General features: G+C 61.7%; 20 protein-coding genes. 14 read left to right on the forward strand and 6 right to left on the reverse strand.

Features of this window, described 5'->3' with window-relative positions:
- Positions 1-15 precede the first annotated feature (15 nt).
- The 7 genes from recA to FH061_RS14805 all read left to right on the forward strand — a co-directional run bounded on the left by recA (position 16) and on the right by FH061_RS14805 (position 6,455).
- Positions 16-1,083: a recombinase RecA gene (gene recA, locus FH061_RS14775; RefSeq protein ID WP_151636597.1), complete on the forward strand. Its 1,068-nt coding sequence runs from the start codon at positions 16-18 to the stop codon at positions 1,081-1,083.
- 299 nt (positions 1,084-1,382) lie between these two features.
- A complete protein-coding gene (recX, locus tag FH061_RS14780; protein WP_151636598.1) occupies positions 1,383-1,838 on the forward strand; it encodes a recombination regulator RecX in 456 nt (151 codons plus the stop codon).
- Positions 1,839-2,131: 293 nt separating this feature from the next.
- Positions 2,132-2,713, forward strand: a complete 582-nt coding sequence (locus FH061_RS14785) for a DUF2889 domain-containing protein (protein ID WP_151636599.1) — start codon at positions 2,132-2,134, stop codon at positions 2,711-2,713.
- 44 nt (positions 2,714-2,757) lie between these two features.
- Entirely contained in the window at positions 2,758-3,924 is a 1,167-nt protein-coding gene (gene sucC, locus FH061_RS14790) for an ADP-forming succinate--CoA ligase subunit beta (protein WP_151636600.1), read from the forward strand.
- Between the two features lie 14 nt (positions 3,925-3,938).
- A complete protein-coding gene (gene sucD / locus FH061_RS14795) occupies positions 3,939-4,820 on the forward strand; it encodes a succinate--CoA ligase subunit alpha (protein ID WP_151636601.1) in 882 nt (293 codons plus the stop codon).
- 208 nt (positions 4,821-5,028) lie between these two features.
- The gene (locus FH061_RS14800) at positions 5,029-5,838 is read left to right on the forward strand and encodes a Stp1/IreP family PP2C-type Ser/Thr phosphatase (protein WP_151636602.1); all 810 of its coding nucleotides are present in this window, start codon (positions 5,029-5,031) and stop codon (positions 5,836-5,838) included.
- Between the two features lie 32 nt (positions 5,839-5,870).
- Positions 5,871-6,455 (forward strand): FHA domain-containing protein, encoded by a 585-nt coding sequence (locus tag FH061_RS14805; RefSeq protein WP_151636603.1) that lies wholly within the window; start codon positions 5,871-5,873, stop codon positions 6,453-6,455.
- 116 nt (positions 6,456-6,571) lie between these two features.
- Here FH061_RS14805 and moaC read toward each other — a convergent pair whose 3' ends face one another.
- Positions 6,572-7,111 (reverse strand): cyclic pyranopterin monophosphate synthase MoaC, encoded by a 540-nt coding sequence (gene moaC, locus FH061_RS14810; RefSeq protein ID WP_151636604.1) that lies wholly within the window; start codon positions 7,109-7,111, stop codon positions 6,572-6,574.
- Positions 7,112-7,197: 86 nt separating this feature from the next.
- On the opposite strand from moaC, the gene FH061_RS14815 reads away from it, so the two are divergent.
- Positions 7,198-8,700, forward strand: coding sequence for a M48 family metalloprotease (locus FH061_RS14815; protein WP_151636722.1), 1,503 nt, complete (start codon positions 7,198-7,200; stop codon positions 8,698-8,700).
- An 83-nt stretch (positions 8,701-8,783) separates the two neighbouring features.
- On the opposite strand, the gene FH061_RS14820 is transcribed toward FH061_RS14815, so the two are convergent.
- The 5 genes from FH061_RS14820 to FH061_RS14840 form a co-directional block, all read right to left on the reverse strand.
- Entirely contained in the window at positions 8,784-9,395 is a 612-nt protein-coding gene (locus FH061_RS14820) for a DUF2946 family protein (protein ID WP_151636605.1), read from the reverse strand.
- Between the two features lie 16 nt (positions 9,396-9,411).
- The gene (locus FH061_RS14825) at positions 9,412-10,368 is read right to left on the reverse strand and encodes a YheT family hydrolase (RefSeq protein WP_151636606.1); all 957 of its coding nucleotides are present in this window, start codon (positions 10,366-10,368) and stop codon (positions 9,412-9,414) included.
- Positions 10,369-10,380: 12 nt separating this feature from the next.
- Positions 10,381-10,815 carry a YybH family protein gene (locus FH061_RS14830; RefSeq protein ID WP_151636607.1) on the reverse strand — a complete coding sequence of 145 codons (435 nt, stop codon included), beginning with the start codon at positions 10,813-10,815 and terminating at the stop codon, positions 10,381-10,383.
- A 175-nt stretch (positions 10,816-10,990) separates the two neighbouring features.
- Positions 10,991-11,170 carry a zinc-finger domain-containing protein gene (locus tag FH061_RS14835; protein ID WP_404822472.1) on the reverse strand — a complete coding sequence of 60 codons (180 nt, stop codon included), beginning with the start codon at positions 11,168-11,170 and terminating at the stop codon, positions 10,991-10,993.
- A gap of 58 nt (positions 11,171-11,228) precedes the next feature.
- On the reverse strand, positions 11,229-12,149 hold the full coding sequence (locus FH061_RS14840; RefSeq protein WP_151636609.1) for a branched-chain amino acid transaminase: 921 nt from the start codon (positions 12,147-12,149) through the stop codon (positions 11,229-11,231).
- A gap of 296 nt (positions 12,150-12,445) precedes the next feature.
- Here FH061_RS14840 and FH061_RS14845 point away from each other — a divergent pair, with 296 nt between their 5' ends.
- The 6 genes from FH061_RS14845 (at position 12,446) to FH061_RS14870 (ending at position 18,373) form a co-directional block, all read left to right on the forward strand.
- On the forward strand, positions 12,446-13,219 hold the full coding sequence (locus FH061_RS14845; protein ID WP_151636610.1) for an AzlC family ABC transporter permease: 774 nt from the start codon (positions 12,446-12,448) through the stop codon (positions 13,217-13,219).
- Positions 13,216-13,539, forward strand: a complete 324-nt coding sequence (locus FH061_RS14850; protein WP_151636611.1) for an AzlD domain-containing protein — start codon at positions 13,216-13,218, stop codon at positions 13,537-13,539. Before FH061_RS14845 ends, FH061_RS14850 begins: the two co-directional genes overlap by 4 nt.
- 77 nt (positions 13,540-13,616) lie before the next feature.
- A complete protein-coding gene (locus FH061_RS14855; RefSeq protein ID WP_151636612.1) occupies positions 13,617-14,807 on the forward strand; it encodes a phosphoglycerate kinase in 1,191 nt (396 codons plus the stop codon).
- A gap of 77 nt (positions 14,808-14,884) precedes the next feature.
- Entirely contained in the window at positions 14,885-16,318 is a 1,434-nt protein-coding gene (gene pyk / locus FH061_RS14860; RefSeq protein WP_151636613.1) for a pyruvate kinase, read from the forward strand.
- 21 nt (positions 16,319-16,339) lie between these two features.
- A complete protein-coding gene (gene fba, locus FH061_RS14865; RefSeq protein ID WP_151636614.1) occupies positions 16,340-17,404 on the forward strand; it encodes a class II fructose-bisphosphate aldolase in 1,065 nt (354 codons plus the stop codon).
- Between the two features lie 72 nt (positions 17,405-17,476).
- Positions 17,477-18,373: a phosphoribosylaminoimidazolesuccinocarboxamide synthase gene (locus FH061_RS14870; RefSeq protein WP_151636615.1), complete on the forward strand. Its 897-nt coding sequence runs from the start codon at positions 17,477-17,479 to the stop codon at positions 18,371-18,373.

The following is an 18,373-nucleotide window of genomic DNA, read 5'->3' on the forward strand; positions in this document are numbered from 1 at the left end:
CGAAAGAATACAGTTATGGACGACAAGAAAACAGCGCAAAACCCGGAAAAGAGCAAGGCACTCGCCGCGGCGCTGGCGCAAATTGAAAAGCAGTTCGGCAAGGGCTCCGTCATGCGCATGGTCGATGGCGCGGTCGCCGAGGAAGTGCAGGTTGTTTCGACGGGTTCTCTCGGTCTGGACATCGCGCTTGGCGTTGGCGGCTTGCCGCGGGGTCGCGTGGTCGAAATCTACGGACCGGAATCTTCCGGCAAAACGACACTGACACTGCAAGCTATTGCAGAAATGCAGAAACTGGGCGGCACCTGCGCCTTTATTGATGCGGAACATGCGCTCGACGTGGTCTACGCTCAGAAACTCGGCGTCAACCTGTCCGAATTGCTCATTTCCCAGCCGGACACGGGTGAGCAGGCGCTGGAAATCTGCGATGCGCTGGTACGCTCGGGCAGCGTTGACCTGGTTGTGGTCGACTCCGTGGCAGCTCTCACACCGCGCGCCGAGATCGAAGGCGATATGGGCGACTCCCTGCCGGGTCTGCAGGCCCGCCTGATGTCCCAGGCACTGCGCAAGCTGACCGGCAGCATCAACCGTACGAATACGCTGGTCATCTTCATTAACCAGATTCGCATGAAGATCGGTGTCATGTTCGGCAATCCGGAAACCACCACCGGCGGCAATGCACTGAAGTTCTATGCATCGGTTCGCCTGGATATCCGCCGTACCGGCTCGATCAAGTCGGGTGACGAAGTGATCGGCAACGAGACCAAGGTCAAGGTTGTCAAGAACAAGGTTGCTCCTCCATTCAGGGAAGCGCATTTCGATATCCTGTATGGCGAAGGCACTTCCCGTGAAGGCGAAATCCTGGACTTGGGCGCCGAAGCCAAGATCGTCGAAAAATCGGGCGCATGGTACAGCTACAACGGCGAACGCATCGGTCAGGGCAAGGACAATGCCCGTACCTACCTGCGCGAGCATCCTGAACTGTCGCGTGAAATCGAAAACAAGGTGCGTGCCTCGCTCGGCGTGCCGGAACTGCCGCCCGCAAGCGCAGGTTCTTCGGTAGCTGCGCAGGCCGCGGAAGAGTAAAACGGACCAGGGCAGAAGCGATCAGGTATTGCTTCTGCCTTTTTCTTCAATGTGGTTACTTCGCGTGAGAGAGCCCGCGCCGCAGTTTGAAGATGCAATGGAGCGCCGAAGCCGATGGAAACCGTCAAAGGTCATGATGTCGGCAAGGTGTTCTTCGATCGTTGTCTGGCTTGAGCGGATCGCGAGCCGCCAGGTCCGGCGATGTTCCAGGGTGTTGCCTGCATTGCAATGACATTCCGGTGACAGTACGACACGACTTGCAGTGCAGCAGACCGGTGCAATCCTCATTCTGATCCATCATGGCAAAGCCTCAATTGAGCCTGAAGGCGCGGGCTCTGAAGTATCTCTCTTCGCGGGAACATAGCCGTCTCGAACTGGGACGCAAGCTGTCCCGTCATGCGCAGGAGGGCGACGATGTGGAAGCGTTGCTCGACTGGCTGGAATCCTCCAAATTCCTTTCCCAATCCCGTTTCTCGGAATCTCTGGTTCACCGCCGCGCCTCGCGTTTCGGCAATTCCCGGATACTATCCGAGCTGCAGAGCCATGGCATCGATGCCGCTGCAATCAGCGAGATCAAGACCAACCTCGTCCAGGACGAAGCCGCCCGTGCAAAAGAAGTCTGGTCGAAGCGTTTTCGCCAGGCGCCTGCCGATGCGGCCGAGCGCGCCAAGCAAATGCGCTTTCTCCAGCAGCGAGGCTTCTCCCACTCCGCCATCCGTGCCGCGATGCGCGCGGCCGAGACCGACGAAGATTGAATCGTTGCGGCGCCGTCCCTGTTCATCCAGGCTGCAAGCTAAGTTATAGATAAAACGAAGCTCACGATATTCGCCCTGTGAATACTATACGTGAGTGCACCGTTAAAGTGCGGTAATTTATTGATAACTGCGGCTAACTTTCATTTCGGAAATTTCAAGTTGGCTATGTAATCCGGACCTGTGCTACACTCTCGGGGTTTTTGCAGCGCCGCATGAGCGGCTGTTGCCGTAGAAACTGCGGCAGCGACACGCAAATGCGGCATATTTTCGCCGCTTCACAGGCATTGGTTGTTATGCCCTTATCTCCGCCGTCATCACGCCGTGCCTTGAGGCACACCCGCGCAATCCATATCGAAGCGTTCGCACGCGATGATGGGCTGTGGGACATCGACGCGCGCATCACCGATACCAAAACCCGTGACAGCAAGCTCGCTTCTGGCGTGCGCCCGGCCGGCGCGCCCATCCACGACCTGTCGCTGCGCCTGACCATCGATCTGCAGCTTAACGTGGTCAACGCCGAAGCCGTATCCGACGCGGTGCCATACCCCGGCTACTGCGACACGATCGGGCCCGACTACAGCAAGCTGGTCGGCCTCAACCTGCTCAAGGGCTTCCGTGACGGCGTCAGGCAGCGCATGGCCGGCATCCAGGGCTGCACCCATCTGACCGAACTCGCGCAAGTCCTCCCGACCGCCGCGGTTCAGGCGTTCGCCGGCGATGTCATTGACACCCGCGACGGCGATCAGGCGGATGATCAGCAACAAAAACCATTTCAACTCGACCGCTGCCATGCCTTGCGCACCGACGGCGGGGCAGTCGCACGATTCTATCCGCGCTGGGCGGTAAAGTCGGAAGCCACAACCGAACCCAGTTAATCCACAAGTTTCATTTTTTACTAAGCGTCTGAAGGGAAGCTCGCATGAAAATCCATGAGTATCAGGGCAAAGAAATCCTCCGTAAGTACGGAGTGACGGTTCCGCGCGGTATCCCGTGCTTTTCCGTAGAAGAAGCGGTCAAGGCGGCCGAAACCCTGGGAGGCCCGGTGTGGGTCGTCAAGGCACAAATCCATGCGGGCGGCCGTGGCAAGGGCGGCGGCGTCAAGGTTGCCAAGTCGCTCGACCAGGTCAAGGAATACGCTGACGCCATCATGGGCATGCAGCTCGTCACGCACCAGACCGGTCCTGACGGCCAGAAGGTGCGCCGCCTGCTGATCGAAGAAGGCGCCGACATCAAGAAGGAGCTGTATGTCTCCATGGTCACCGACCGTGTCAGCCAGCGCGTTGTCCTGATGGCGTCCAGCGAAGGCGGCATGGATATCGAAGAAGTCGCGGAAAAGCATCCTGAACTGATTCACAAGGTCGTGATCGACCCGGCAACCGGCCTGACCGATGCCGATGCGGATTCCATCTCCGCCAAGATCGGCGTGCCGTCCGGCTCCATCGCCGACGCACGCAAGCAGCTGCAGGGCCTCTACAAGGCTTACTGGGAAACCGATTCGTCGCTGGCTGAAATCAACCCGCTGATCCTGACCGGCGACGGCAAGGTCATCGCCCTGGACGCGAAGTTCAACTTCGACTCCAATTCGCTGTTCCGCCAGCCCGAAATCGTCGCCATGCGCGACCTCGACGAAGAAGATCCGGCTGAAGTCGAAGCATCCAAGTTCGACCTCGCCTACATCTCCCTCGACGGCAACATCGGCTGCCTGGTCAACGGCGCCGGCCTGGCCATGGCCACCATGGACACCATCAAGCTGTTCGGCGGCGAGCCGGCCAACTTCCTCGACGTCGGCGGCGGCGCCACAGCCGAGAAGGTCACCGAAGCCTTCAAGATCATGCTGAAGAACCCCGGCCTGAAAGCCATCCTGGTCAACATCTTCGGCGGCATCATGCGCTGCGATGTGATCGCCGAAGGCGTGATCACCGCATCCAAGGCCGTTTCCCTCAAGGTGCCGCTCGTCGTGCGCATGAAGGGCACCAACGAAGACCTGGGCAAGAAGATGCTGGCCGAATCCGGCCTGCCGATCATCTCGGCCGACACCATGGAAGAAGCCGCGCAGAAAGTCGTTGCCGCGGCCAACGGTAAATAATCGAGGGAAGAAATATGTCGATTCTGATCAATAAAGACACCAAAGTCATCACGCAAGGCATCACCGGCAAGACCGGCCAGTTCCACACACGCATGTGCCGCGAATATGCCAACGGCAAGAACGCGTTCGTCGCAGGCGTGAATCCGAAGAAGGCCGGTGAAGATTTCGAAGGCATTCCGATCTTTGCCAACGTCAAGGACGCAAAAGACAAGACCGGCGCCACCGTGTCGGTCATCTACGTGCCGCCGGCAGGCGCGGCAGCCGCCATCTGGGAAGCCGTCGAAGCCGAACTCGACCTGGCCATCTGCATCACCGAAGGCATCCCGGTTCGCGACATGCTCGCACTGAAGGACCGCATGGCCAAGGCCGGCAGCAAGACCCTGCTGCTCGGACCGAACTGCCCGGGCCTGATCACGCCTGACGAAATCAAGATCGGCATCATGCCGGGCCACATCCACAAGAAAGGCCGCATCGGCGTCGTCTCCCGTTCGGGCACGCTGACCTATGAAGCCGTCGGTCAGCTGACCGCGCTCGGCCTGGGCCAGTCTTCCGCAGTCGGTATCGGCGGCGACCCGATCAACGGTCTCAAGCACATCGACGTCATGAAGGCGTTCAATGATGACCCCGAGACCGATGCCGTCATCATGATCGGCGAGATTGGCGGTCCGGATGAAGCCAATGCGGCGCGCTGGATCAAGGACAACATGAAGAAGCCGGTGATCGGCTTCATCGCCGGCGTCACCGCGCCCCCGGGCAAGCGCATGGGCCATGCCGGCGCGCTGATCTCCGGCGGCGACGACACCGCGCAAGCCAAGCTGGACATCATGGAAGAGTGCGGCATCAAGGTCACCAAGAACCCGTCCGAGATGGGCCGTCTGCTGAAAGCGGTACTGTAATCGCGTAACAGGCCATGCGGCGGCCACCGCCGCAGCATCAATGATGGGGAGCATTCGTGCTCCCCATTTTTTATTTCCGCACGCCTGGCACCGCCTTCGCCCTCCGGCACCGCCGCCCGGGCAAAGGGCGGAAGACAGACTGCGGTTCGCAGCATTTCACCTTGCCAGTTTGGAAATGTACGGCCCGCGTGGACGTATAATCTATGTCATGGATCCGAAACCCATTCTCGAATTCGCCGCAAGAACGGATACCGGCATGGTGCGCTCGCATAATGAAGATGCGATCCACGCAAGTCCGGAGCACGCCTTTGCCGTTCTGGCCGACGGCATGGGCGGCTACAACGCCGGCGAAGTCGCCAGCGCGATGGCCGTCGAAGCGGTTCGGTCGCGCCTGCAAGCCGAGCTGCCGAACCTGCCCGCGCGACGCCGGGAACCATTCACGCTCCAGCTGCTGAACGCAGCAATTCACGATGCCAACAAGGCCATCCTCGCTGCCGCCGAATCGGAAAGCCAGTATCGCGGCATGGGCACCACCATTGTTGCCGCAATATTCGACGAAGACAGGCTTGCGCTTGCCCATGTGGGCGACTCCCGCGCCTACCGGCTGCGCCAGGATGAACTGGTCCAGATCACCAGGGACCATTCCCTGGTGCAGGAACAGATTGATGCCGGCCTTGTCGATCCCGCATCGGCAGCTTATGCTTTGCACCGCAATCTGGTGACCCGGGCGGTCGGCGTCGATCCCGAGATGGAGGTCGAGCTGCATCTGCATCCTGTCGAGGAAGGCGATGTGTACCTGCTCTGCTCCGACGGATTGTCCGACATGCTCGACGCCGGCGGCATCACGGGCATCTTGCGGGCACATCCGGATTCGCTGGATGCGGCATGCGAAACGCTGGTTGCGCAAGCCAATGCAATGGGCGGTCACGATAATATTTCAGTCATCCTGATCCGGGTGCAGTCACTTTCTTTACAGCCGGGCGGGGTCCTGAGTCGGGTGCTCAAGTGGATAAGCTGAGCAGGTCCCGACATCGGGCAGCGAGGGGCAACGTGGCAAAAATCATTGTGTCATCAGAAAACGGCGTGTTGCGGGAACATGATCTCGACAAGGAGCGCAGCACCATCGGGCGGGCGCCGCACAACGACCTGGTTCTGGATGATCTGGCCGTCAGCGGCATGCATGCCGCGATTGTGCTTGCCGCCGACGGACCTTATATCGAGGATCTGAACAGCACCAATGGCACCCAGATCAACGGACAGCCTTTCAAGAAGCATTTCCTCCAGCATGACGATGTCGTCACGCTCGCGCACTACCGGCTGCATTTTGTTGCGGAAGGCGGGGTCGGTCCGAGCAAGGAAAGACAGGCGCCGGCCGGCGCGCGGCTATGCATGCTGAATGGGCCCATGTCGGGCAAGGAAATCATGGTCCGGGAAACGCTGACCACCATCGGGCGGCCCGGCGTCGGCGTGGCCGGCCTGGTATGCGAGGCCGGCGGCTATAGGCTGGTGCATGTGGAAGGCAAGATACGGCCCATGATCAACGGCGCATTGATGGACGGCGAAAGCTGGGGAATCTCCGACGGCGATGTGCTGGACATCGCCGGGGTCAAGATGAAGTTTGCCGTGACGGGCTAGACAGCACGCCGGATGATAAGAGCGTCTATCAACATGACGATGGCAAGGCGCCCCGACGAAGACAACAGTACAGACATACGGCAAGGAGGTGCAGCGCGGCAAGCGGCATGTTGATTTTAAGGCGCGACTGCTGCATTCCAGTCGCCCGACTTGCCGCCCCGTTTCTCCAGCACCTGCACGTCGGTGATGCGCATGCCGCGGTCGACCGCCTTGCACATGTCATAAATCGTCAGCAAGCCGATCTGCACTGCCGTCAATGCTTCCATCTCCACGCCGGTCTTGCCGCGGGTTTCCACCTGGGCGGTGCAGAGAATCGATGATGATGCTTCATCGGGTTCGAATTCCACATTCACGCGCGTCAGCGCCAGCGGATGGCAAAGCGGAATCAGGTCGCTGGTTTTCTTCGCGGCCATGATGGCGGCGATCCTCGCTATGCCCAGCACATCGCCTTTCTTGGCCGTCCCGGATAGCACGATGGCAAGCGTTTCCGCCTTCATGCCGATCCTGCCCGTTGCCACCGCCACGCGATGGGTTTCATCCTTGGCGCCGACATCCACCATGTGGGCCTGGCCGCTTGCATCAAAATGCGTCAGGCCGCTGCCGGCAGTTCCGGGAGCCTGCTGCGCCAGCCCTTCCTTCTGTTCTTTTGTGTCCATAGGTAACAAATTTGAATGCGTGGTGCACGGGATTGAGGTCGCGGTATCATAGCACCGTGAAATCGAAAATCTTTTCCCGTCACCGGATGTCGGCCATGGCGCTGTCGGCCGTCATGGCCCTGAGTGTCTTCAGTGCCGCCGTGCAACCACTGCCCGGACATGCGCAGAATCTGCCCAGCCTCGGCGATACCGAGCGCGAATCCCTGTCGCCGCAGATGGAACGCAAGCTTGGCGAGCAGATCATGCGCGACATCCGGCGCGACCGCGACTACCTCGACGACGACCCGGTTCTCGAATACCTCAACAACTTCGGCACCAGCCTCCTGGCCGCGCATCCCGAGGCGCGCGGAGAGGCGGGTTATGATTTCTTCTTCTTCCCGGTACGCGACCCGATGCTCAACGCCTTCGCCTTGCCGGGAGGCTTCATCGGCGTGCATTCCGCGCTGGTCCTTGCCGCGCAGAATGAATCCGAACTGGCTTCGGTGCTGTCACACGAAATCGGCCACGTGTCACAGCGCCACATCGCCCGCATGCTCGGCCGGCAAAAGCAGGATGCGCTCATTCCGCTCGCCGCGGCGCTGCTTGCCGCGCTGGCGGTGCGCGGCAGTCCGGATACTTCCGCCGCCTTGCTGATGGGCGGGCAGGGCATGGCCTTGCAGCGGCAACTGAATTTCAGCCGCGACGCCGAACGCGAGGCCGACCGCATCGGCTTGCAAATCCTGCGCGAGGCCGGGTACGACACATCGGGGATGATTTCCTTCTTTGCAAGGATGCAGAACGCGACGCGCTCGTATTCCGATTCGGCGCCCGCCTATCTGCGCTCGCATCCGATGACCACCGAGCGAATTGCCGACATCCAGGCCCGCACCCGCGACCTGCGCTACAAGCAGCGTGCCGACAGTATCGATTTTCATCTGGCCCGCGCGCGCCTGCGCGTGCTGCAGGATCCGTCCTCGCAAGGCCTGCGGGAAGCAGGGGTCGCCTTCGATAATCAGCTTCAGCAAAAGGCCAGGCTGCCGGTGATGGCCGCCAAGTACGGCCAGGCATTCATTGCCTTGCGGCAGGGCAATGCCGCCAAGGCGCAGACCTTGCTGCAAGAATCCATCGCTGCCGCCAACGGCGCCTCGACACCGGTGCAAAGCCCCATGATCGCGAGCATGGCGATCGACATCAGGCTGGCCGCCAACGATGCTCCCGGAGCAGTGAAGGAAGCCGATGCCGCAAGGATGAAATACCCGGTATCGCGCGGCATCGCCCGGCAATATGCGGATGCCCTGATCCGCAACGGGCGGCATGACGACGCGATCAATTACCTGCGCGACCAGGCCCAGCTGTATCGGCAGGATGCCAAGCTGCAAAACCTGCTGGCGCACGCCTATGCGGCGCAGGGCAAGCAGGCATTGCAGCATCTGGCGCTGGCCGAAGCCTATGCCATCAATGGCAGCATGCCGGCTGCCATTGACCAGCTGGGCATTGCACGGCGCGCGGGCGACGCCTCCTTTTATGATCAGGCTGTGATCGATGCCCGCGAGCGTGAGTTTAAGTCACGCTGGCTCGATGAAATGAAGGAAGGGCAGCGCGAACGCTGAAGCGGTTTGCCGGGCAACGCCCGTGCGGCTTGCAGCCGCAAGCCTAAGCTGTTAATCCACGCCTATTGCAGTGTCAAACGGGCTCAGGCCTTTTTCTCCCCGTCCTGCGGCTGCGGTTCCGCCACGAAACCAAATTTTCCGGCAAGCTGTGCACGCTCGATGAAAGACACCGGCAGACTGCGCCCCCGATACGCGAAGAAAAGCCGTCCTTCTTCGCGCGAGCCCAGCCAGGCCAGCAGCGTGTCGTCATCCGCCGGCGCGCCATCCACCTGCAGTTGAGGCAGACACTGCGCCATGTCGCGATCGTCGATCATGCCGGTCTTGCCTCCGGCCTGGAATACCAGCAAGCCGCTGTCGGTGAGCCATGCGGCATCGAGCGCCGGCCAGGCTTCGCCGGTATGCGTCACCAGGCCCTGTTCCGGATCGGTGCGCACGATGTAAGGCGTTGCTTCGAGATTCACATAGACCCGCTGCGGTCCGTTCTGGAAATACCAGCGGCCGTGTTCATCATGGGCGTAGTTGCGGTTGATGAAGCCGAGCAGGGCAGCATTGGCGATCTTGTCGCCCGGAAGTTTGAGCGCCTGGGCGCGTTCGTCGCGCATGCGCCAGACGCCGCGGGCGTCCAGCCCCAGCCAGCCGTAGCAATGCGGCACGTTCGGCCACTTGGCCATTGCCTGCTTGACGATGTCATCCATGTAGTGTCCTTTCGGTTCAGCCCGATGCCTGAAGAAACGCCGTGATGCGCTGCGGCAGCCAATGCAGCTTGCCCGGCGGCCCGCCGACCGCAAAGCCGACATGGCCGCCTTGCTCCGGGTACTCCAGCGTGACGCAGGCCGCGGCGCTTTGCGGCAGATGCCTCGCCGGCAGGAAAGGATCGTTCCTTGCGTTGAGGACCAGGGTTGGCACGGTAATATCATCTAGGATGTGTCTGGCGCTGGCGCGGTTCCAATAATCGTCGGTGTCGCGATAGCCGTGCAGCGGCGCGGTGACGATATTGTCGAATTCATAGAGATTGCGCGCGCCCAGCATCTTGTCGCGGTCGAACAGGCCGGGAAACTGGTTCAGCTTGTGCAGGCATTTCGGCTTGAGGGTCTGCAGGAAGACGCGGGTGTAAATCATGTTCACGCCCTTCGACAGCGCCGCGCCGCCGCCGGCCAGGTCCAGAGGCGCGGAAATCGCGCAGGCCGCATCGACGAAATCGGCCTCGTGCTGCGATTCTCCAAGCCAGCGCAGCAGCGCATTGCCGCCCAGCGACACGCCGGCCGCATAGAATTTCGCCCCGGCATGTTGCTGGCGGCGGAGCGCATGCAGGCGCCGGATGACCCAGTCGACTTCGCCGGCATCGCCTGAATGGTAGAAGCGCGGCGCATGATTCGGCTCGCCGGAGCAGCCGCGGAAATGCGGCACCGCGCCCCACCAGCCCAATGATTGCAGGTGGGCCATCAGCGACCGCGCATAGTGGCTGTCGGAAGAGCCTTCGAGCCCGTGGAACAGCACGACGAATGGCCGCCCGGGCTGGCCGTCGACGAAATCCACATCGATGAAGTCGCCGTCCGGCGTCTGCCAGCGCTCGCGCCGGTAAACGACGGCCGGTTTGGGAACGCAGGTCGCCGGATAAATGGTCTGCAGGTGGCCGCCCGGCAGCCAGGACGGGGCAAGGTATTTCATTGCCGCGAAGTCTTAATGCAGGAGCGCGGCGACCGAGATATCCGGCGGCGCTTCGCCCGGCACCACGGACGCATGGTGCGTCACCAGGCGCCAGCCGACATGGGTCTTGATATAGACGTTGGTCGCAAGAATGTGGATGTCCTGCTGGCGCGACACGGTACGGTGCACTTCCTCGATGATGTTGTGCACCGAGGTCATCATGTTTTGCGTGATATGCCGCTGTACCGGGCGGATATGCACGCCGCCCTGTTCAAAGATCGATTCCCAGGCCGCGCGGATGGCCGAATGGCCGATCAGGCGGGGAGCGCCGGGATGGATGCAGACGATGTTTTCCTCATCGGCCCAGAGCGCCATGACGGCATCGACATCGGCACGGCTGATGGCCTCATAGAATGCGGCTTCCGTTTCTTCGGGCGTTTCGAGAAATTTGCTGTGTGTGGTGGGCATGGCAGATCTTTGTCCTTTCCGGGCGGAACGATGTCCGACGACCAAGGGACGAACGGTAACGCCGAAGACGGACAGTATAGTGCAATGAAAAGCTGCAGGCAGTGCAGGGAGGGGGGTATTCGGGAAGCGCGGCCGCGGTCCAGGCGGACCTGGATGCAGCCGCTGCGGTTCGGGCTCAGTGCCCCTTGACCACCGCGCCTTCCTTCAGGCGGTACACCGTGCCGCAGTACGGGCACTTGCCGGTGTGGTGATGGTCGAGCGGGATGTACACGCGCGGATGGGATGACCAGATCGGCATTGCCGGATTCGGGCAATAGGCCGGAAGATCGCTGCCGTCGAGCTCGACGTAACTCATGTTCTGCTTTTGTGATTCTTGGCTCATGGATGTAATTGGATTGTGCGAAATGAATTGATCAGACCAGTGTCAGCCAATGCTGGTATTGCGGCGCCTTGCCGGCCACCACGTCGAAGAACAGCGACTGCAGCTTTTCGGTGATCGGGCCGCGCTTGCCGTCGCCGATCTGGCGGTTGTCGAGTTCGCGGATCGGCGTGACTTCGGCGGCGGTGCCGGTGAAGAAGGCTTCGTCGCAGCAGTACATCTCGTCGCGGGTGATGCGCTTTTCGATGACTTCAATGCCCAGGTCGCGCGCCATGGTCAGCACGGCGTCGCGCGTGATGCCGTCGAGGCAGGAGGCGAGATCGGGCGTGTACAGCTTGCCGTTCTTGATGATGAAGACGTTCTCGCCCGAACCCTCGGACACATAGCCTTCGGTATCGAGCAGCAGCGCCTCGTCGTAGCCGTCGGCCAGCGCTTCCTGGTTGGCCAGAATGGAATTGATGTAGTAGCCGCAGGCCTTGGCGCGCACCAGCGAGACATTGACATGATGCCGGGTGAAGGACGAGGTCTTCACGCGGATGCCCTTGGCAATGCCGTCCTCGCCGAGGTAGGCGCCCCACGGCCAGGCGGCGATGGCGACATGAATGGTGTTGCCCTTGGCGGACACGCCGAGCTTTTCCGAGCCGATCCAGACCAGCGGGCGGATATAGCAGGATTCCAGCTTGTTCTCGCGCACCACCTGCAGCTGTGCCTGCATCACGGTTTCCATGTCGAAGGGAATCTTCATCTGGAAGATCTTGGCGGAATTGAACAGGCGCTGGGTATGTTCCTTCAGGCGGAAGATCGCGGTGCCCTTGTCGGTCTTGTAAGCCCTGACGCCCTCGAATACGCCCATTCCATAATGCAGGGTGTGGGTGAGGACGTGGATGGTGGCATCGCGCCAGTCGATGAGTTCGCCGTCTTTCCAGATTTTCCCGTCGCGGTCGGCCATGGACATGTGAGCTCTCCAAAGAATTGTGACAAAACCTCGATTCTAGAGCAGTTTCAGCCCGACTGTACCGTCGATCCCGGTCGTCTTGCCCTCGGCACGGCCTTGCGGCTCCCTGCCGTAGCCACTCAGACCGAGGCTGCTCCGGTCCATCCCGACGAGGGGGAACATTCCTCTGTAGAATGGCGCTTTCGGTATTTTCGTTGCCATCCCACCTCGCGACGGCCTGCGCATGCGGCAAAGGCGGTCGCCATCCATCGAGCATTGCAAGGTCGTCGGCGTTGCACGGTTCGCAAAGCAGGAATATGAGTAAACCACAAGCGAACATCAACCATGCGGCTTCCGCCGATGTGGAGAAGCAGGCATTTCGTGAAGCCGTCAGGGCTTCGGCCGGCACGATGCCCGGCATCTTCGCCTGGGGCATGGTGACCGGCATGGCCATGGTCAAGAGCGGGCTGACCCTGTGGCAGGCGCTGGGCATGACCTTCATCGTCTTTGCCGGCTCGGCCCAGCTGGCGGCGCTGCCGCTGATCGCGGCCGACGTGCCGCTCTGGGTGATTTTCGTGACGGCGCTGGTGGTCAATCTGCGCTTCGTCATCTTCTCCGCGGCGCTGGCCCCGCATTTCGGCCATCTGCCATGGTATCGCCGCCTGTGGCATGCCTATTTCACCGCCGACCTGACCATGGGCATTTTCCCCCTGCGCTTTCCCGGCAATACCGTGCGCGAGACGGCCGGCAAGGTCGGCTACTTCAACGGCATCGCCTATCCGAACTGGCTTGCCTGGCAGGGCGGCTCGGTGCTGGGCATCCTGCTGGCGAGCCAGATCCCGCAGAGCTGGGGCATCGGCTTCGCCGGCACGCTGGCGCTGCTGGCCATCATGATTCCGTTGACGGCCAATCTCGCGGCGCTGGCCGGCGTGGCGGTGGCGGGCGCGACTTCGGTACTGGCATCCGGCCTACCTTACCGGCTCGGGCTGCTGCTTGCCGTCGTTCTCGGCATGGCGGCGGCGATGGCCTTCGACGCGGTCATTGAAAAGAAACGCGCGAAGACAAAGGCGCGGCGGAAGGAGCGGGCATGAGCGACATCGAAATCTGGATGGCCATCGGCCTGCTTCTGCTGGCTACGATCATTACGCGCGGCTCATTCTTCCTGTTCGGCCATGCGGTCCGCCTGCCGCCCAGGGTGCAGCATGCCCTGCGCTATGCCCCGGCCGCCGCGCTCGCGGCGATTGTCATGCCGGACCTGGTAACGATGAACGGCGCCGTGCAGCTGCACTGGATGAACCCCAAGCTGATGGCGGGCCTGGGCGCGACTGTTTTCTTTTTGACCACACGCCACCTGCTCGGCACCATCATCGTCGGCATGGCGCTCTACACTTTGCTCCGCGTCATCATGTGAGCGGAAAACGGTTCCCGGCCGGGAGCGGTGGAGTAGAATAGCGGCTTTTCCATTCTTTCAATAATTGTCTGCCCGCCATGCAATTCAACCGTCTGAGCGACCTCACCGCAAGCAATCAACTTCAAGGCAAACGCGTATTCATCCGCGCCGACCTCAACGTACCGCAGGACGACGCCGGCAACATTACTGAAGATACCCGCATCCGCGCCTCCGTGCCCGCGATCCAGCAGGCGCTGCAGGCCGGCGCGGCCGTGATGGTGACTTCCCACCTCGGCCGTCCGACCGAGGGCGAGTTCAAGCCGGAAGATTCCCTGGCGCCGATCGCCAGACGCCTTTCCGAACTGCTCGGCAAGCCGGTCGAACTGAAGCAGAACTGGGTCGACGGCGTCGATGTCGCGCCGGGCCAGGTCGTGCTGCTGGAAAATTGCCGCGTCAACAAGGGCGAAAAGAAGAACAGCGACGAACTCGCGCAGAAGATGGCCAAGCTCTGCGACGTCTACGTCAATGATGCATTCGGCACCGCGCACCGCGCCGAAGCCACCACCCACGGCATTGCCAAGTTCGCGCCCGTCGCCTGCGCCGGCCCCCTGCTGGCGGCCGAGCTCGATGCGCTGGGCAAGGCGCTCGGCCAGCCCGCGCGTCCGCTGGTGGCCATCGTCGCCGGCTCCAAGGTGTCCACCAAGCTGACCATCCTGAAATCGCTGGCCGACAAGGTCGACAACCTGATCGTCGGCGGCGGCATCGCCAACACCTTCATGCTGGCCTCCGGCCTGAAGATCGGCAAGTCGCTGGTCGAAGCCGATCTGGTCGGTGAAGCCAAGTCCATCATCGACATGCTGGCCAAGCGCGGCGCCTCGGTGCCGATCCCGGTCGACGTGATCTGCGCGAAGGAGTTTTCTCCGACCGCGGCCGCCACCGTCAAGGATGTCAAGGACGTGACCGATGACGACATGATCCTCGACATCGGCCCGAAGACGGCGGCCCAGCTGGCGCAGCAGATTGCCCAGTCCGGCACCATCGTCTGGAACGGTCCGGTCGGCGTGTTCGAATTCGACCAGTTCGCCGAAGGCACCAAGACGCTGGCCACGGCAATTGCCGAATCCAAGGGCTTCTCGATCGCCGGCGGCGGTGACACCTTGGCTGCGATCGCCAAGTACAACATCGCCGACAAGGTCGGCTACATCTCGACCGGCGGCGGAGCCTTCCTCGAATTCCTCGAAGGCAAGACCCTGCCCGCAGTCGACATCCTCTTGCAGCGGGCCAAGTAAGCGAGGACCGGCGCGGCGCACAGGCGCCGCGCGCCGCATCGACTGTTCGGCAGCTGCCGCTCCCTGAAGGTTTTCACATGATCAGAGCTACCAAAATCGTTGCCACCATCGGACCCGCTTCCAGCAGTCCGGAGATCCTGAGCCGCATGATCAAGGCCGGCGTCAATGTGGTGCGCCTCAATTTCTCGCACGGCAAGGCGCAGGACCATATCGACCGCGCCGAAATGATTCGCAGGGTTGCCGCCGAGTGCGGCCGCGAGATCGCCATCATGGCCGACCTGCAGGGACCGAAGATCCGCATCGGCAAGTTCGAGCAGGGAAAGATCTTTCTCGAAAACGGCAGCAAGTTCATTCTCGATGCCGATTGCGAAATCGGCAACCAGGCCCAGGTCGGACTCGACTACAAGGAATTGCCGCGGGACCTGAAGCCTGCCGACGTGCTGCTGCTCAACGACGGCCTGATCGTGCTGGTGGTCGACCGCATCATCGGCAGCGCCATCCATACCACCGTCAGGATCGGCGGCGAGCTGTCCAACAACAAGGGCATCAACCGCCTCGGCGGCGGCCTGTCCGCGCCGGCGCTGACCGCCAAGGACATGGACGACATCAAGACCGCGATGAGCTTCCAGGCCGATTACATCGCCGTGTCCTTTCCCAAGAGCGCCACCGACATGATCATGGCGCGCCAGCTGGCCAACATCGCCGGCGAGGGGAGCCGGCACAAGCCGCAGATGATCGCCAAGATCGAGCGCGCGGAAGCGATTCCCGTGCTGCAGCAGATTCTCGACGCCTCCGACGGCATCATGGTCGCCCGCGGCGACCTGGCGGTCGAGGTTGGCAATGCGGCCGTGCCCGCCTTGCAGAAGCGCATGATCAAGATGGCGCGCGCCTCGAACAAGCTGACCATCACCGCCACGCAGATGATGGAATCGATGATCGTCAACGCGGTGCCGACGCGCGCGGAAGTGTCCGACGTCGCCAACGCGGTGCTCGACGGCACCGACGCCGTGATGACCTCGGCCGAAACCGCCGCCGGCAAGTATCCGGTGGAAACCGTCGAGATCATGGCCGCCGTCTGCCAGGAAGCCGAGAAGTCGGACGCCGTCAAGCTCGACGCCGATTTCCTCAACGCCACATTTACCCGCATCGACCAGTCCATTGCGTACGGTGCGCTGTTTACCGCATATCACTTGCGCGTCAAAGCCATCGCAGCCCTGACCGAATCCGGTTCGACTGCGCTCTGGATGAGCCGCCACAATATCGATATCCCAATCTTCGCGATCACGCCCATCCTCGCGACGCAGCGCAAAGCCGCGCTGTACCGCAATGTCAGCACCTTTGAGCTGGCGCACTCCACCGACAGGGAAGCCGTGCTGAAAGGCGCGCAGGATTTGCTTCTTGCCAAAGGTGTAGTTCAAAAAGGTGACATGATAGTTCTGACCTGGGGAGAACCGATGGGCCAAGTCGGCGGTACCAATGCCCTGAAGATCATGAAGATCGGCGAATACTAATTTCATTGTCTGGAGAACATCATGCCTCTCGTATCCATGCGTCAATTGCTGGACCACGCCGCCGAAAACGGCTACGGTCTGCCCGCATTCAACGTCAACAACCTGGAGCAGGTCACTGCGATCATGGAAGCCGCGAATGAAGTCAACGCGCCGGTGATCATGCAAGCCTCGGCAGGCGCCCGCAAATACGCCGGCGAAGCCTTCCTGCGCCACCTGATCGAAGCCGCGGTCGAAGCCTATCCGCACATTCCCGTCGTCATGCACCAGGATCACGGCCAGTCGCCGGCGGTCTGCATGGCAGCGATCAAGTCCGGCTTCACCTCGGTGATGATGGACGGCTCCCTGATGGAAGACGGCAAGTCGGTCGCCAGCTACGAATACAACGTCGAAGTGTCCCGCAAGGTGGTCGAGTTCTCGCACGCCATCGGCGTCACGGTCGAAGCCGAACTCGGCGTGCTCGGCTCGCTGGAAACTATGAAGGGCGACAAGGAAGACGGCCACGGCGCGGAAGGCACCATGACCCGCGAACAGCTGCTGACCGACGTCAACCAGGCAGCCGACTTCGTTAAGCTGACCCAGTGCGACGCGCTCGCAATCGCCATCGGCACCTCCCACGGCGCCTACAAGTTCTCCCGCAAGCCGACCGGCGACATCCTCGCGATCGACCGCATCAAGGAAATCCACGCCCGCATCCCCAACACCCACCTGGTGATGCACGGTTCGTCTTCGGTACCGCAGGAACTGCTCGCCGAAATCCGCCAATTCGGCGGCGACATGAAGGAAACCTATGGCGTGCCGGTTGAAGAGATTCAGGAAGGCATCAAGCACGGCGTGCGCAAGATCAACATCGACACCGACATCCGCCTGGCGATGACCGGCGCGATCCGCCGTTTCTTCATTGAAAATCCGTCCAAGTTCGATCCGCGCGAATACCTGAAGCCGGCCCGCGAAGCCGCGAAGAAGGTCGTCAAGTCGCGCATGATCGCCTTCGGCTGCGAGGGACAGGCAGCGAAGATCCAGCCGATGTCGCTCGAAAAAATTGCAGAAAAATACAAAAAAGGCGAGTTGTCGCAGATCGTGCAGTAAAATTCGACTCTGGCAATAAACCAACCGGCGGTGTGCAGCGAGCACCCGCCGGTTTAGCTTTTTGAGAACCTTATGAACAGTCTCTACCAATCCACCATCTCGTCGTTGCCTCTCCTGGGCCGCGGCAAAGTACGCGACAACTACGCCGTCGGCGACGACAAGATCCTGATCGTGACCACCGACCGCCTGTCGGCCTTCGATGTCGTGATGAACGAGCCCATTCCCGGCAAGGGCAAGGTGCTCAACCAGATGTCGGATTTCTGGTTCCAGAAACTCGGCGGCATCGTGCCGAATCACCTGACGGGCATCGCGCCGGAATCGGTGGTGCGGGAAGACGAGGCGGACCAGGTGCGCGGCCGCGCGGTGGTGGCCAAGCGCCTCAAGCCCATCCTGGTGGAAGCGGTGGTGCGCGGCTACATCATCGGCTCCGGCTGGAAGGACTACCAGTCCACCGGCGCCATCTGCGGCATCGCCTTGCCGCCGGGCCTGAAGCAGGCCGACAAGCTGGCCGCGCCGATCTTCACGCCGGCCGCCAAGGCCGATCTCGGCGAGCATGACGAGAACATCAGCTTCGAGGACATGGAACAGCGCATCGGCAAGGAACTGGCCGCGAAAATGCGCGATGTCAGCATCCAGCTCTACCAGACCGCCGCCGACTATGCCGCCACCCGCGGCATCATCATCGCCGACACCAAGTTCGAATTCGGCCTCGACGACAACGGCACGCTGCACCTGATGGACGAAGTGCTCACCGCCGATTCCTCCCGCTTCTGGCCTGCCGATTCCTATGCGCCCGGCATGTCGCCGCCGTCGTTCGACAAGCAGTTCGTGCGCGACTACCTGGAAACCCTCAAGGACTGGAACAAGACCGCGCCCGCGCCCGCATTGCCGGCCGACGTGATCGACAAGACCGGCGCGAAATACCGCGAGGCGCTCGAGCGCCTGACCGGGACCACACTGAAGGATTGA

The organism is Noviherbaspirillum aerium (assembly GCF_008929045.1).
Lineage (GTDB): Bacteria > Pseudomonadota > Gammaproteobacteria > Burkholderiales > Burkholderiaceae_D > Noviherbaspirillum > Noviherbaspirillum aerium.

Bases quoted from the DNA above. Each gene is read 5' to 3' on its own strand.
- recA (WP_151636597.1), top strand. From the start codon at position 16: ATGGACGACAAGAAAACAGCGCAAAACCCGGAAAAGAGCAAGGCACTC.
- recX (WP_151636598.1), top strand. From the start codon at position 1,383: ATGGCAAAGCCTCAATTGAGCCTGAAGGCGCGGGCTCTGAAGTATCTC.
- FH061_RS14785 (WP_151636599.1), top strand. From the start codon at position 2,132: ATGCCCTTATCTCCGCCGTCATCACGCCGTGCCTTGAGGCACACCCGC.
- sucC (WP_151636600.1), top strand. From the start codon at position 2,758: ATGAAAATCCATGAGTATCAGGGCAAAGAAATCCTCCGTAAGTACGGA.
- sucD (WP_151636601.1), top strand. From the start codon at position 3,939: ATGTCGATTCTGATCAATAAAGACACCAAAGTCATCACGCAAGGCATC.
- FH061_RS14800 (WP_151636602.1), top strand. From the start codon at position 5,029: ATGGATCCGAAACCCATTCTCGAATTCGCCGCAAGAACGGATACCGGC.
- moaC (WP_151636604.1), bottom strand. From the start codon at position 7,111: ATGGACACAAAAGAACAGAAGGAAGGGCTGGCGCAGCAGGCTCCCGGA.
- FH061_RS14815 (WP_151636722.1), top strand. From the start codon at position 7,198: ATGTCGGCCATGGCGCTGTCGGCCGTCATGGCCCTGAGTGTCTTCAGT.
- FH061_RS14820 (WP_151636605.1), bottom strand. From the start codon at position 9,395: ATGGATGACATCGTCAAGCAGGCAATGGCCAAGTGGCCGAACGTGCCG.
- FH061_RS14825 (WP_151636606.1), bottom strand. From the start codon at position 10,368: ATGAAATACCTTGCCCCGTCCTGGCTGCCGGGCGGCCACCTGCAGACC.
- FH061_RS14830 (WP_151636607.1), bottom strand. From the start codon at position 10,815: ATGCCCACCACACACAGCAAATTTCTCGAAACGCCCGAAGAAACGGAA.
- FH061_RS14835 (WP_404822472.1), bottom strand. From the start codon at position 11,170: ATGAGTTACGTCGAGCTCGACGGCAGCGATCTTCCGGCCTATTGCCCG.
- FH061_RS14840 (WP_151636609.1), bottom strand. From the start codon at position 12,149: ATGTCCATGGCCGACCGCGACGGGAAAATCTGGAAAGACGGCGAACTC.
- FH061_RS14845 (WP_151636610.1), top strand. From the start codon at position 12,446: ATGAGTAAACCACAAGCGAACATCAACCATGCGGCTTCCGCCGATGTG.
- FH061_RS14850 (WP_151636611.1), top strand. From the start codon at position 13,216: ATGAGCGACATCGAAATCTGGATGGCCATCGGCCTGCTTCTGCTGGCT.
- FH061_RS14855 (WP_151636612.1), top strand. From the start codon at position 13,617: ATGCAATTCAACCGTCTGAGCGACCTCACCGCAAGCAATCAACTTCAA.
- pyk (WP_151636613.1), top strand. From the start codon at position 14,885: ATGATCAGAGCTACCAAAATCGTTGCCACCATCGGACCCGCTTCCAGC.
- fba (WP_151636614.1), top strand. From the start codon at position 16,340: ATGCCTCTCGTATCCATGCGTCAATTGCTGGACCACGCCGCCGAAAAC.
- FH061_RS14870 (WP_151636615.1), top strand. From the start codon at position 17,477: ATGAACAGTCTCTACCAATCCACCATCTCGTCGTTGCCTCTCCTGGGC.